The 14,994-nt window shown below is 43.6% G+C and carries 11 protein-coding genes and 2 tRNA genes; 12 read left to right on the top strand and 1 reads right to left on the bottom strand.

The genetic code is table 11. The features are described from left to right. Positions 1–118 precede the first annotated feature (118 nt). Complete coding sequence (locus ACN6MV_RS06010; protein ID WP_419885916.1) at positions 119–6,994, top strand: S-layer homology domain-containing protein; 6,876 nt, start codon at positions 119–121, stop codon at positions 6,992–6,994. A gap of 139 nt (positions 6,995–7,133) precedes the next feature. On the opposite strand, the gene ACN6MV_RS06015 is transcribed toward ACN6MV_RS06010, so the two are convergent. Then, a complete protein-coding gene (locus ACN6MV_RS06015) occupies positions 7,134–7,562 on the bottom strand; it encodes an Lrp/AsnC family transcriptional regulator (protein ID WP_081389777.1) in 429 nt (142 codons plus the stop codon). Positions 7,563–7,691: 129 nt separating this feature from the next. On the opposite strand from ACN6MV_RS06015, the gene ACN6MV_RS06020 reads away from it, so the two are divergent. From ACN6MV_RS06020 to ACN6MV_RS06070, 11 genes are all read left to right on the top strand, one after another. After that, on the top strand, positions 7,692–8,441 hold the full coding sequence (locus ACN6MV_RS06020; RefSeq protein ID WP_042124775.1) for an MBL fold metallo-hydrolase: 750 nt from the start codon (positions 7,692–7,694) through the stop codon (positions 8,439–8,441). A gap of 151 nt (positions 8,442–8,592) precedes the next feature. Further along, a tRNA-Asn gene (locus ACN6MV_RS06025) sits at positions 8,593–8,668 on the top strand. A 7-nt stretch (positions 8,669–8,675) separates the two neighbouring features. Then, positions 8,676–8,764: transfer RNA gene (locus ACN6MV_RS06030), tRNA-Ser, on the top strand. 202 nt (positions 8,765–8,966) lie between these two features. Next, positions 8,967–9,416, top strand: coding sequence for an oxidoreductase (locus ACN6MV_RS06035; RefSeq protein WP_375105035.1), 450 nt, complete (start codon positions 8,967–8,969; stop codon positions 9,414–9,416). A 23-nt stretch (positions 9,417–9,439) separates the two neighbouring features. Beyond that, entirely contained in the window at positions 9,440–9,865 is a 426-nt protein-coding gene (locus tag ACN6MV_RS06040; protein WP_339289535.1) for a GNAT family N-acetyltransferase, read from the top strand. 47 nt (positions 9,866–9,912) lie between these two features. Further along, positions 9,913–10,518, top strand: a complete 606-nt coding sequence (locus ACN6MV_RS06045; RefSeq protein ID WP_042124781.1) for a class I SAM-dependent methyltransferase — start codon at positions 9,913–9,915, stop codon at positions 10,516–10,518. 264 nt (positions 10,519–10,782) lie between these two features. Further along, positions 10,783–11,241, top strand: coding sequence for a DinB family protein (locus ACN6MV_RS06050; RefSeq protein ID WP_042124785.1), 459 nt, complete (start codon positions 10,783–10,785; stop codon positions 11,239–11,241). Between the two features lie 459 nt (positions 11,242–11,700). Further along, positions 11,701–12,528, top strand: a complete 828-nt coding sequence (locus tag ACN6MV_RS06055; RefSeq protein WP_375105351.1) for a branched-chain amino acid ABC transporter permease — start codon at positions 11,701–11,703, stop codon at positions 12,526–12,528. Positions 12,529–12,539: 11 nt separating this feature from the next. Next, positions 12,540–13,508, top strand: a complete 969-nt coding sequence (locus ACN6MV_RS06060; RefSeq protein ID WP_419885917.1) for a branched-chain amino acid ABC transporter permease — start codon at positions 12,540–12,542, stop codon at positions 13,506–13,508. After that, positions 13,477–14,259 carry an ABC transporter ATP-binding protein gene (locus ACN6MV_RS06065; RefSeq protein WP_081390102.1) on the top strand — a complete coding sequence of 261 codons (783 nt, stop codon included), beginning with the start codon at positions 13,477–13,479 and terminating at the stop codon, positions 14,257–14,259. Before ACN6MV_RS06060 ends, ACN6MV_RS06065 begins: the two co-directional genes overlap by 32 nt. 6 nt (positions 14,260–14,265) lie before the next feature. After that, the gene (locus ACN6MV_RS06070; protein ID WP_076121920.1) at positions 14,266–14,967 is read left to right on the top strand and encodes an ABC transporter ATP-binding protein; all 702 of its coding nucleotides are present in this window, start codon (positions 14,266–14,268) and stop codon (positions 14,965–14,967) included. The last annotated feature ends 27 nt before the right edge of the window (positions 14,968–14,994 follow it).

The following is a 14,994-nucleotide window of genomic DNA, read 5'->3' on the forward strand; positions in this document are numbered from 1 at the left end:
GACCTTTCGGGAGATACGTACAAATACACCTTTTTCTGGATAAAATCACACATCGTTTTGTAAGCGTTACCAACTTAAGATGGAAGGGAAGTCCATATTAGGTAGAGGGGGTACATTTATGAAACGATTCAGGTCCGCGATGGCGGGTCTGCTCGCGATGCTGCTGATTTTCTCAAGCTTGCCTGTGATGGGAATCGGTAGCGGTTCCGTAGGTGCAGAGGGGGCCAACGGAACAGGCGCAGGGCTAATCCCATCAGGGACAGTACTCATCAAGAATAAGTGGAAAAATAATTTCTTATATGAAACGTCTGATGGTATCGTGCGTTATGGCATGACCAATCCAGCGGACACATCATCGCATTGGACAGTGGAGACGGTAAATGGTCTGTCACGAATTAAGAATGTGAAGACGGGCCACTACATTACAATGGCTGGTAATAACGGCAAAGAGGATACACTTAAGGCGGCGGATCTCCAAGGAGCTGGAAGTGTTACGGATCAATGGCTGATCGATATTTCCAATAGAAACGGATACATGATCATCCGAAGCGCGAGCGTACCTGAGAGTAAGCTGGTTATCCATGAGGAGAATCAGCTTGGTTATGCGCAGGTAAGCTCGGATATCAATATTACGTTTGAGAGTCCGCAGTGGGCTTTTATCGATCCTAACGCAGGAACAGTACCTGTACGGTTGGAAAGCCGGATGCGTCCCGGTCAGGTGATGTATGAGGAAAAAGGAAATGTACTTTACGGTAAACAGCCTTTGAAGAATGAGGCTGCCCAGTGGCTTCTTGAGCCGGGAACGGACGACGGAACACTGATGATTCGAAACCGTGAGACGGGTCATTATATTAAGCAAAATGAAGTGACTTGGGCTGGAGTTTTTTCGCAAGAAATCGATCCGGACAAGGTGACGCTAAGCGAATGGGTGAAGGAAGATGCACCAGGTGCGGATGGAGCGGGTTTTATTACCTTAAGTAATAAAGGATTAACCGACGGAGTTAAACCTTTATGGCTGAATCCTCAGTTTGAGGAAGATAATAACGTGCGCTCTAACAGCTGGCCGGGTGAAGCAACCAATCCTAATGCCCAGTGGAAAATCGTTCCTATTTCCGAGTTGCAGCCGGTACGCTTGGCAACTTATACAGATGCACAAGTAGCTACAGATTTCTTGTATGAATCCGCAAACGGTGCACTTAAGCACGGATTAATTGCTCCAGATACTGCTGATTCATCCGATTATCTATGGTATATAGAGGATTATGACGGCAATAAACGTATTCGTAATGCAGCAACTAATCATTATCTTTCGTATAGTGATGGCACAGCCAAGGCCTTGCAGATCAGTGGTAGCCAACCATCGGATCAATGGAATTTTAAAGATTCTGATGATTATGATGACTACCAGACGTTAGAAAATTGCGGGAGTAAAGGCATCTATCTATCTACCTTGGGTGGAGACAGTGCAGGAGCAAGTGGGGATGCGACTTCATTAAGCGCCCAGTGGCAGCTTCTAGACCCTAACACACCAACAGATGGCACCATTCCATATTATCGTATTCAAAATGGCTGGAAGTCTTTTTATTGGTATGAATCTGCTGACGGCCTTTTGAAGTACGGAAATATGCAGAAGGATGGCTCTGATCAATGGCTGGTTGAGAAGTACAATGGCCGTAAGCTATTCAAGAATAAGAAAACAGGCCACTATATTAACACGGTGAATATGCCAGATGGCCATATTCAGGTCACCGAGCTACCAGACAGGAATAATGTGCAGCAGGCATACATCTGGACAGGAAAAAATATTGGGAATAGTACCTACGTAATCAGTAGTGTCCTCGACAAGGAACCTAATACATTCCCTGAAAAATTCATCTCACTTCAGAATCTCACTAAATATGCTGAGTATGGTGTGATCAATCCAGGCTGGGGCAGTCCGCAGTGGAGATTTGTTCCTGTCACCGAGAAAAAGCAGGACTTGTTCCGCTTCAAGCTAGACGCTGTAAATGGTGAAGATCAATATCTTAAGGACGGTCCTTTGCTGAGTTCTCCAGATGTACTAGAGAAATTGCTAGAATCTAAGACTGTCACCGAAGCTGTCTATGATTCGCAGGACACTGAAGTAGTGGTGCCGCAGGATAAGACGGAATCTGCAACCGCTGACGCAAAAATGACCCCTCTAGCCGCTGCGAACGAGGATGTAACAGTAGGTCAGGCTACTTATGGTTCACTTGATATGAATGACGATGCCTTTGTCTGGCAGCTGCAAGAAATAGCTGGTAGCAATGGATCTGTGAAGATTAAAAATAAAGGTACTGGACGTTACCTTTCCCTGGAGCATATAGGTGGTGCAGTAGATGAGATTGAGCCTAATGTTGCCGTTCAGACACTGCAAACCATCTATGATGTATGGGGCAGCATTAAGTGGATTGTGGATATGCAGCCTTCAGGTCTGACTACTTTCAAGAGTGGATGGGCTGGCCACTATATGTATGGGGCTTCTGATGAGAATGGGAATCCGATTATAAAGATCAGTAAGGCTCCCGATGCAGCGGATAGAAACAGTGCTCATTTTGCCGCTGAAGCCGTTGAAGCGATTGCGCCACCGATCCCTGCTTACCCTGTAAGATTTAAGAATGCAAGCAGTGGGGAGTATTTATACGAGAATGAGCACGGAGTTGTTCTGTACGGGCAGCCGTCGGCAGAGAATGGATTCTCGCATTGGAATATATCTGTGCAGGACGGCAAACAGACGATTATCAATCGAGCAACAGGCCATTATTTAACATTGAATGGAGATTATTCATACTTGGAGAGCAGTAGCGCGGAACCGGCTATAGACGGAGCATCTGCTTGGGAAGTAAGCTTGGCTTCCGATTATACGCATTACACCATTCGTAGTCTCTATGGAGAATACGACGATGAATTAATAAACATTGCGAATAAGACAGGATATGCTGAACGTGCGCTCCTATTAGAGAGTGACGGCTTAGCTCAATGGACACTTGAAGCGGCTCAACAGGAGTTTACTACTCCGTCTAGAGAACTGCGCAATAACAACACAACTACTCCAGTTCAGAACGATACCAATATTATAACGATCGTACCAAAAGGGCTGACTGGCAAAGTATTGGCTGAACAAGAAGGGGCGCTCGTATATGCGAAACCTTCCGATACAGCTGCTCACTCCCAGTGGATCGTTCAGGATGTAAATGGACATAAACGCATAATGAACGTTCAGACCAAACATTATCTTTCTTTAAATGAAGCAGACCAAGCCGTCTTGTTAGCTTCTGGGGAAACTGAACGTTCCCAGTGGACGCTGGAAGGGAAATTAGGCTACAAGCTCCTGCTAAGTGCGGATAAAACAGCCTATCTTACTCACGACGCATCAGCTGTTCAACTCGGCTCTGCTGTGGGAACCGATAGCACTCTTTGGAGCTTCTTGCCCATTCCTTCAGATGCAATTTATGCAGGAGGAGAAGCATTCCAAGGAGATCATGTTATACGGTATGCAGTCAATGCTCAGCAAGCCGGTGAATATGATGCCGTTGTTCGTTACAAGAATACTTCCAGTGATGTAACGGATCTGTTGCTTGAGGTGAACGGCCTGAAGGAATCGGCTAAAGTTAGCTTGGCGAAGTCCTCCTCTTGGACGACTGAACAGGTGAAGCTGAAGCTTCGTGCAGGGATTAATACGGTTTCTCTAAGCAACGGCAACATTGATTGGGGCAAAGTAAGTATTGATAGCCTGACCGTAAAAAATAGCGTAAACAAAGTTTACCGCGGAGCCACAGTTCCTTACATTAGTTATGAAGCTGAAGATGCAGCGACTAACGGAACGCTGATCGGTCCTTCGCGGAAATATCTCACAATGGCTTCAGAGGCTTCTGGACGACAAGCTGTCGCCTTGAAGAATACGGGGGACTATGTAGAGTTCAAGCTTGCAGAAGCAGCTAATTCTATTGTTCTTCGCTATTCCATTCCTGACAGTTCGGATGGTGCTGGTGCTGATGAAACCTTGACCCTATATGTAGATGGAGTTAAGAAAAAGCTTAATCTGACATCAAAATACGCTTGGGAATACGGTAGTTACCCATGGTCTAATGATCCTCGTCAAGGGAGTGGACATCGCTTCTTTGATGAAATTCATGCTCTGATTGGGAATGCTCCTGCTGGAGCTACCATTCGTTTAGAGAAGGGAACAGGAGACAATGCCACTTCATACGTCATCGACTTGGTGGATATGGAGCAGGTAGCACCTGAGTTAACACGTCCTGAAGGATTTATTTCCGTAACGGATTTTGGAGCGGTAGCCAATGATGAGGGAGATGATACCGCAGCCTTCAAAGCAGCGCTTGCCGAAGCGGAGGCAACAGGTATTGGGGTTTGGTTCCCAGCAGGTACCTTCAATGTCGGAGAGGGTTTGCTGGATCTGGATACGGCCGAAATTCGTGGTGCAGGCATGTGGTATACAGTTCTGAATGGAGCTAAATTTTATGGTCATGGCGGCAAAGTCGGTGTATACGACCTATTAATTGATGGTGGTATAAACGTACGAGATGATGAAGCATTCACCAACGCCTTCCATGGTGCTTTTGGGCAAGGCTCGGTCATTCAGAACGTATGGATTGAACATACCAAAGCAGGCTTGTGGTTAACACAACCTATTGGTGAGAAGGCTCGGACAAATGGTCTGTACATGGCAGGTCTTCGAATCCGTAACCTTATGGCAGATGGAATTAACTTTGCCGTAGGCACGGGCAACAGCATGATGGAACAAAGTGACATCCGTTATCCAGGGGATGATGGTATTGCGATGTGGTCGTTCACAGATGCCAAACTGAATGATGTGAATGGTACGGAACGTACACTGAGTTATAGCAATACGGCACGCTTTAATAACGTCTCATTACCGTGGTTGGCCGATAACATTGTGGTCTTCGGTGGTAAAGATAACAGAATTCAAGATAACGTGGTAAAAGACACTGTGACTAACGGAGCCGGGATCGCTGTATCTACCCGTTTCTCCGCAGAGCCGTTCCAAGGAACGACTATCGTTGAGCGGAATACATTACTTCGCACAGGCAGTTATGATTCCGGTTATGGGGTGAATCTCGGTGCATTATGGCTGTACGCTGGTGAGAGTGATCTGAAAGGAAAAGTGTTCATCCGTAACAATACGGCGCTCGACAGCACCTATTCTGGCCTGATTGCCCACGGTAACCTTGAGGGAGAAGCGCTCACGACGATTGATGGAATTATGCTGACGAATAATGTATTAGACGGGGCAGGCACAAGCGGTATAGAAGTTACGAAAAATCTGAAAGGTAACCTGCTCGTCGACAACTTGATTATTCGTGGCGAACGGATGAATCTCCTGACCAATGCATCTCCTGAATTAAGCATCATTGAACAGAACCAAGGAATAGCCACAGCTGTTAAACCGTTCTCCCTCAAGCTTGAAGATGGACAGAGCGGACCTGTTGTACTGGAACAAGGAAAGTCAGCGATCCTTCAGGTGTTTGACAAAGAAGGGGTGGAGATTACTTCACAAGCTACACTTGTGCTGACGAACAGTAATATTGCTACTTTTACAAACGGCAGTCTGCATGGGCTTAAAGCGGGAAGCACAGACTTCACGGTAACTGTTGGCAACGATAAGAGGGTGTATACAGTTGAGGTGGTATTACCTAATGGTGGGACGGATCCTGTGGATCCGACTGAACCAACAAGTACACCTAGTCCAACGAGTACACCAGCTCCAACGAGCACACCAGGTCCAACTATTACTCCTGATCCGGCGGGGTCAGTAAATCCTGTTGCACCTGTCGCTACACCAATGCCAACACCAGCTGCAAATCATGATGCGCAGTTAAAGGCTAAGGCGACTGCTGGGCAGGCTGTGATCGAGATTTCAGCTAATGGAGATGGTACAGCTCGCTTTAGCGCAGAAGCTTTACGCAATGCGGCAGTACTTAGCCCGAATGCGGTGCTTGTTATTGCCAGTGGCGATATGAGCTATCGCTTCCCTCTAGGACTCGTGGAGAGCGTGCTGAAAGCGGCACAAATGCCAGCAGGTACGCTAGAGTTCCAACTAAATCCGCTAAGCGGAAAAGGATTGGAACAACTGCTTGCTAAGGCTAAGCAGCAAGGCTTTACTGTACAAGGAACTCCGGCAAGTATTACCTTAAAGGTTACAGATGGCAAAACCATTGTACCTGCTAATGGATTCGGCACCACCTATGTAGAACGTACATTTATGATTAAGGAAGCGCTGGATGCGAAGACGGGGGTAGTCCTTATTTATGATGAACAGACAGGTTCCTTCCGTTATGTACCTGAGATGTTTGAACTCGTGGATGGGATGACAAAGGTTACTGTTAAGAGCAGTAGTGCGAGCGGTGTATTCGTCGCAGCACTGCACCCTGTTACATTTGGGGATATTTCTTCACACTGGGCAAAGAATGAGATTGAGATGCTTGCTAGTCGACTGATCTTGACCGGACAATCCGCAGATACATTTGCGCCTCAGAAATCAGTCAGTCGTGCCGAGTTCGCGGCTATGCTAATTCGTTCGTTGGGTCTTGTCGCTGAGAACACAACGAAGACCTTCAGTGATGTGTCCGATTTATCGTGGTATGCAGCGGACGCAAGAGCGGCAGCAGCTCTAGGATTAGTTCAAGGCTATGAGGATGGAACCTTCCGTCCGAATGCTCCTATTACACGGGAGCAAATGGCTGTTATGGCAGCTAGAGCATTGAAGCTGCTGAACCTTGGAGCTGAAGTATCTGGAGCAAACACTGCTACAAATGTTTTCACAGATGCATCTTCTATTTCTTCTTGGGCAACTGAAGCTGTGAATGTCTTAACTGCTAAAGGGATTATGAAAGGCCAATCCGCAGGCAGCTTTGCGCCTGGCAGTGATACTAGCCGTGCAGAAGCAGCTGTAATTCTAGTTCGTTTGCTTAGAACAGCTAAATTATTGAATTAGCTTCGGTGGTAGAAGCTATAACATTTCATATGTAAAAAGACAGCAGAGCGGCGGTTCTCCGATTATTGGAGAATTGATGCTCTGCTTTTTTGCATATAAGGTCAACTGATCCGATAGCGGCCTCCTACGCGATACAGCATTATTTCAGCTTTCCCATTGATAGATTGACTCTGTAATTTCCGAACTTCAGCAGCTCGTCGAGAAAGTTATTCAATTCCTCTTGGCTTCCCGTACGAACACGTATCCAATAGCAGCCTTCTCCGCTGACGCGATGCATTTCTTTAACGCTGTCATGCTGCTTTGCGAATGTCTGAAAGGCTGGATGGACCGTATTCGAACCCAGAAACACAGTAATAAAGGCATGTATAGTCTCCCCAACCTTATCCGGATTCCAGCGAACGGTGTAACCTTCAATGACTCCTGTGTCCTGCATTTTGCGAATACGCGCGCCCACAGCTTGACCTGTCATATGGACTTGCTGCCCAATGTCTCTGTGACTGATCGTGGAATCTTCAATTAGAAGCTGTAGGATGCGAAAATCCACATCATCTATGGAATAAGAACTCATCATTATCTAAAATCCTTTCTGCGTGAAAGTAGAACAGGCCAATCTCTTTCTAATCTCAATGTATTCTGTTTCAAGGTCAAACTATAATTAAATGTAGCAGAAGAGATCTGAAAGAAAGAAGGGCTTACGATGAAAATACAGCATATTCGCAACGCGACCCTATGGATTGAGTATGGAGGATGTACATTTCTGATCGATCCTATGTTGAGTGAGCAGGGTGTTAATCCTCCCATTTTTAATACCGAAAATGACCGTCGGAATCCGCTCGTTCCTTTGCCGGGAGCCATAGAACAATGGCTGAGTCCTAATGTAATTCTTGTCACACATCTTCATCAGGATCATTGGGATGCCGCTGCCATTTCTTTGTTGCCGCATGATCTACCACTATTATGTCAGGAAGGAGACGGAGATAAATTATCGAAGCAGGGGTTTGAGCATACCACGGAAATTAGAGATTCGCTGACGTTTAATGGAATAACTATAACACGTACTGATGGACGGCATGGCACTGGAGTGACTGGTAAACTTATGGGTAAGGTATCCGGGTTTGTGTTTCAGGCGGAAGGAGAACCTGTTCTATATGTGGCTGGGGATACAATTTGGTGTGATAAGGTGAAAATGGCATTGGACGTTTTTAAACCTGAGGTGACAGTTGTAAATGCTGGTGGTGCGCAGTTTTTAAGCGGATGCCATATCACAATGAATGAGCAGGATGTCGTAGACTTATGCGAATATGCTCCTTCTTCTAAGGTCATCGCTGTACACATGAACGCCATCAACCATTGCCTAGTTACCCGAGATAAGTTAAAAGCTCACTTGGAGAAGGAGGAGCTACAAGATCGAGTACAGGTTCCGGAAGACGGGGAATGGTGTGTATAGACTAGAGGGGGATAGCTCCCTCTTAAATCTATATTGAGGTAGAGTAAGAGGTAAATTTGAAAACGATCACAAAAATTATTTTACCCGCTTGACTAGACCTTGAAATCATGATAAATTAATTCATGTTCACTTCTAAATTTACTTCTAATGTTCCCTGATAGCTCAGTTGGTAGAGCACTCGACTGTTAATCGAGTTGTCACAGGTTCGAGTCCTGTTCGGGGAGCCATTTTTATGGAGAGATACCCAAGTGGCTATAAGGGGACCCTCTGCTAAGGGGTTAGACTGCGTAAGCGGTGCGTGGGTTCGAATCCCACTCTCTCCGTTCTGAATTACATAAGAAGAGCTTCCATTTTGGGGGCTCTTTTTTTGTTGTATAAATTGTCTTTTTTCTAAATTATTAGTGATGATGGTGGCCGGATTCTATATTTGGGAAGGTGAATAGAGTGAGAAAAGCGAATGTTTACTAATAAGCCTAACGAAGTCGATTACATCAGCTAACACAGTAGTTATACTGCGGAGGGAAAATGAAAATTTTAAATCAATTACAAACTAAACTGTCAAGTAGATATGATAGTCTTGATCGTGATCAAGAAGGAAATAAAAATACCAAATTTGCTGACATAATAATTGATGATAGGTCTCTTTACCAAACGCTTAAAAAACATGATATGGTTCCATCGCTCGGGTGGGGTAGTGAAGAGCATCAAAGGAAAATGATTAACTATTTCTTGTTAAACGAAATGCATGAATATTTGTACTATAGGTACCCAATATTAGTCTGTCCCTGGTGTGGCGATGAAGAATGCGGCTTTATATCCGTATTTATTGAAAAAGAAGAGAATCTTATCATATGGAGAGATTTCAAACTGGAACCCAGCAATAAAGCTATTAATGTTGGGCCTTTTTATTTTGAATGGGATGAGTACGAGAAAGTTATAAATGGGACTTTTGGAATTGCGGGGATTCAATGTTAGAGATAAAACATCCGGAGGAACTTATGTCGATTAATCCTAAGATACTTTATAGCTCAAATGAAGAAACAGATTACGTTAGAAAAAAACTTATTGAATTTAATTCTAAACAAGTACCAAATGGCATCTATGAGGAGGTGAATTTATGCTTGAAGGATGATAAAGGAGATATTATTGCCGGTATCAACAGTGCGATATGTTGGAATTGGATGGAGATTGGTATTTTGTGGGTGGATGATAACTATCGTAGTCAAGGTTACGGGAAAAGATTATTGGAAGAAGCAGAGCAAGTTGCTAGAGCGAAAAAATGTACTTTTATCAAATTAGATACATTCAGCTTTCAAGCGCCTGGATTTTATAAGAAGTATGGATATAAAGTGATTGCAACTATCGAAGATGCTCCACTTGGAAGTAAGCATTTTTACTACAAAAAGGATCTTAGCTATGAGTAAGGTGGTTTGAGAAAGGATTAACCTAAACTCAAAGGAGCGAAATAAACATGGAGCTTTTTAAACAAATACCCCTGTACAGATTTTTGGCATTGTGTAATGAAAGTGGTATGGAAAAAACAATATTAGATTGTGGTGCAGGAGGAGATACACCTCCACTAAGTTTGTTTGCGAATTATGGATACGCTACATACGGAATAGAGATGAATGTTGAACAAATGAACAGAGCTAATCAGTTCGCAGCAGAAAGAGGGCAGAATTTAAACATACATCAGGGTGACATGAGACAGTTGGCATTAAACGATGAGTCGATGAGTTTTGTGTATTCGTATAATTCTATTTTTCATATGAAAAAACAAGATGTGAAAGAAGCAATAAATGAATTGAAACGGGTGCTGAAACCTGGTGGGCTATTGTTCGTTAATTTTTTAACCCTTAAGGATTTTCGAGTCGGTGACGGGGTTGATTTAGGGGAACATCAGTATGAACAAATGGAAGATGATGAATTAGTGATCCACTCTTATTATGATTATCATGAGGCGGATTCTATGTTTGAGGATATGCAATTAATATACAAAGAAGATCGAGTATTGGAAAGAAAGTTTGAAGGCGAATGGATACGGCAAGGATTTATTGATTACATATATAAAAAATAAGCTCTTGGAATGACAGCTTCGGTTTTTGTAAAGCGAGTTACTAGTAAGTTGAGTTCTAAAGAGGTTGGAACTATTATATTAAAGCAAAACGAAATTAACATTACTGTCAGAGATGAACTTGGTCATAGTCTATTAGTGGGCGCAGCTGATAGTGAAGAGAAGTTCTTATTGGCAAGTTTGTTACAACATCAAATAAGTCAAATGATGTAATCTTTTTAGAAAGAATTATTCTGGGATTATGATGATAAAAAAGGAGATATGCAAATGAATAACAGATCAGACTTGCTAAATCAGTTTAAGGAATGGAATGGATTTGTTCTAGAAATTATTGATTTAGATTGGAAAACACCCATCGCTGAAGGAAAATGGGCAATTCATGATGTTGTTAGTCATATAATGCTATGGGATAAATACTTTTATGAATCGACAATAGAACCGATAGTGTGCGATAAAGCGATAACACTTCAACTTATTGATTTCGATCTATTTAATAATGATGCTGTTACATATGGTAAGACAAAAACTAAAGACGAAATAATAGAATTGACGATGAAGTATCGTAACTTAATATTAGATTGTATAGGTAGTCTTGAAGAGGAAAAATACTCGGAAAAATATGTTGACGGAAGGTTTTGCTTTGAGTCATATTTAAAGGATTTTATATCACATGACCGACATCATATGATGCAGATTAAAGAATTAGAATTAAAAGAAAAAATGTGAACAGCTTATTCTCCTTCCGTTTATCGGTTGGGAATAAGCTTTTTTTTGTATGTCATAATGAGATAAATGTTATATTATTTCCCATTGAGTTCAGCATTCGAATGAATATCGAACATGGGTCAATTGTTGCCGAACTTCAAAAATCTCTGCTTTCCTCAGTTTTCCTCCTCCCTACACATTTTTCCGTAGAATCACTCCTTGTTCAATGAATTTATATGTCATGTAATATAACGTAAATATTGAATTTTTTAGTAAATAACACAGTTATCGTTAATCTATTTGTATTTTTATGTTAATATAAGTGACATAAAATAATGAAAATGAATGTAAGCTTAAGAAAGGTGCTTTTTAAAAAGTGAATATAGGAATAGGGGGACGGCGATGGAGTATTTCATTCAACAATTAATTAACGGGATTTCTGTAGGGAGCATCTATGCTCTGATCGCACTAGGGTACACCATGGTTTACGGGATTATTAAATTGATCAATTTTGCTCATGGTGATGTGTTTATGGTGGGGTCGTTTATTGGATTGTTCAGCGCTAGGTATCTGGCTACGGCAGGGCTGCCTCCAATCCTGGTCTTACTTATTTCATTGGTGATCTCTATGACCATCAGTGCGTTACTGGGGATGTCGATCGAACGGCTAGCCTACAAACCTCTACGAAAAGCCTCGCGGATCGCTGTACTTATTACTGCAATCGGCGTTTCTTTTTTTCTGGAATACACAGGTGTATTTGTTCTCGGGCCTCAGGCTAAAGGCTTTCCAGAGATACTTAATAAGCAACAATACACCTTGTTTGGTTCTTCGATTCAGGTAGACTCCAACCAAATTATGATCTTGGGAACGACGGTTGTTTTGATGATCATTCTCCAGTATATTGTGCACCGAACCAAGATCGGTAAAGCGATGCGGGCTGTTTCTTTTGATATGGAAGCTGCACGCCTGATGGGAATTAATGTAGATCGGACAATTTCAGCTACTTTTGCTATAGGATCTGCACTTGCGGCAGCGGCGGGCGTTATTTTTGGAATGACTTACAATTCGGTTGACCCGATGATGGGTGTGCTCCCAGGACTCAAAGCTTTCGTGGCTGCTGTGCTTGGTGGCATTGGCAGTATTCCCGGCGCTTTGGTGGGTGGGCTTCTGCTGGGTACAGTTGAGACAGAGGTTTCTTCTCTGGGGTATTCCTCGTGGCGTGATGGTGTGGCCTTTGCTGTACTCATCCTAATCCTTATCTTTAAACCGTCCGGGCTGTTTGGTAAAAATGTCCGTGAGAAAGTGTAGGGAGATGCCGTATGAAGAAGATAAACAAGTCATTTTGGATCGGCATCGTCTTAGCTATTGTCCTATATGTCATCATTCAAGTTCTTCTAACAACGGGAATATTTGATGATGTTATGGAGTCTACGCTAATTCTAATTTGTATAAATGTCATGCTGGCGGTGTCTTTGAATCTGATTAACGGGATAACAGGGCAATTCTCAATCGGGCATGCTGGATTTATGTCCATTGGTGCGTATGTTTCTTCTATTCTAACTCTGAATTTTGACATGCCTTTCGTACTGGCGTTAGTAATCTCTGGTCTGGTGGCTGCATTCTTTGGTGTACTTATCGGGATTCCGACCTTGCGACTAAACGGAGATTACTTGGCCATTGCTACACTGGGATTTGGTGAGATTATTCGGATTGTTCTGCTCAATACAGAATATGTGGGCGGGGCTTCAGGTCTAAGCGGCATCCCCAATCAAACGACTTGGACGATTATGTTTCTGTTCACACTGGTCACGGTTGTTGTGGTCAATAACTTTATACGTTCCACTCACGGCCGAGCTTGTATAGCGATTCGGGAGAATGAAATTGCTGCTGAAGCGATGGGGATTAATACGACTTTGTACAAAGTCATTGCTTTTTCACTCGGTGCATTATTTGCGGGGATAGCTGGTGGTCTCTCTGCTCATAAGTTCTACGTCATCAATCCTGGTAGCTTTAATTTTCTGAAATCATTCGAAATTCTAGTCATGGTTGTGTTAGGTGGACTAGGAAGTACAAGCGGTGCCATCGTGGGTGCGATTGTGCTGACAGTGCTCTTTACGGTGCTTCAGGAGTATCCGGAGCTGCGGATGATTATTTACTCGGCGATTCTAATTCTGATGATGATTTTTCGGCCTAAGGGGCTGCTTGGCAGCACGGGTTTTTCTTTCTTGAAATTGTCTAAAAAGGAGGTCAAGCCAAGTGACAGCATTAACAGCGGAAGTGCTTCTTGATGTTCAACAGGCGAGTCGTGCATTTGGGGGACTTAAGGCGCTGAATGAGGTAACCCTCCACATTAATAAAGGTGAGTTGATTGGACTTATTGGACCTAATGGGGCTGGGAAAACAACTCTTTTTAATCTGCTGACGGGGGTATATCCGCCTTCCAGCGGCAACATTACTCTGAGCAATCAGGCAGTGGGTGGGATGAAGCCTTATCGTATTAATCGAAAAGGGGCTGCGCGGACATTTCAGAATATTCGGCTATTTACCGCTATGACGGTTCTCGATAATGTTAAGATCGCGTTTCACCAGCATGCCAGACATTCAATCTTTACCTCTATGCTCCGGTTGCCTAAGCATTTTACAGAGGAGAACAAAATTACACAGAAGGCTATGGACATTCTCAAAATCTTTAATCTAGCTGATCAATGTGATGAATGTGCCGGGAATCTTAGTTACGGAAATCAGCGGCGACTGGAAATTGCGCGTGCGCTTGCAGCGGGGCCTAAGCTTTTGCTATTGGATGAACCTGCGGCAGGGATGAACCCGAACGAAACCAAAGAGCTAATGAATCTGATTGCTTGGATCCGTGAGTCCTTTGATCTGTCGATCTTGCTTATCGAGCATGATATGTCCCTTGTGATGGGAGTGTGTGACCGGATTTATGTGCTGGATCGCGGAATGCTGATTGCTGAGGGTACACCGCTACAAATAAGGAATCATCCAAAAGTCATCGAAGCCTATCTAGGACAGGAGGCGTAGTGGACCATGCTTAGTATACAAGAAATTAATGTGTATTATGGGGCCATCCATGCCTTGAAGGATTTAAGTATGCATGTAAAAGAAGGCGAGATTGTAACTCTAATTGGAGCTAATGGAGCAGGAAAGTCTACATTGCTCAAGACCCTCTCAGGATTGCTGAAACCGAAGACAGGTACTATAGATTTCCTTGGAAAATCGATTGCGAACCAGAGTGTGCAGTCCATCGTAAAACAGGGGCTTATTCATTGTCCGGAAGGCAGGCGTGTATTTGCTAATATGTCGGTGGAAGAAAATCTGGAGTTAGGCGCTTTTTTACAAGATTCGGGCAGCTTAGCTGCTGATTTTGCCAAGGTCTACTCCACCTTCCCGCGTCTTCTAGAGAGGAAAAAACAGCTTGCCGGCACCTTGTCTGGCGGGGAGCAGCAGATGCTCGCTATGGGGCGTGCAATGATGGGGCATCCCAAGCTATTGCTGCTAGACGAACCTTCCATGGGGCTGGCTCCATTGCTCGTTCAGGATATTTTTCGGATCATCCAAGAAGTGAATGCCTCTGGAACGACAGTACTTCTTGTAGAACAAAATGCGCATCAGGCACTTAAGATTGCTCATCGAGCTTATGTGCTCGAAACAGGCAGAGTGGTGCTTGAGGGAGATGCCAAGGAATTGGCAGACTCGGAAGAGATCAGAATGGCTTATCTGGGACATTAATTCATCGGTTAGTTCACAACAGCATCA

This window comes from Paenibacillus sp. B-A-8, assembly GCF_048572915.1.
In the GTDB taxonomy this organism is placed as follows: Bacteria; Bacillota; Bacilli; order Paenibacillales; family Paenibacillaceae; genus Paenibacillus_AQ.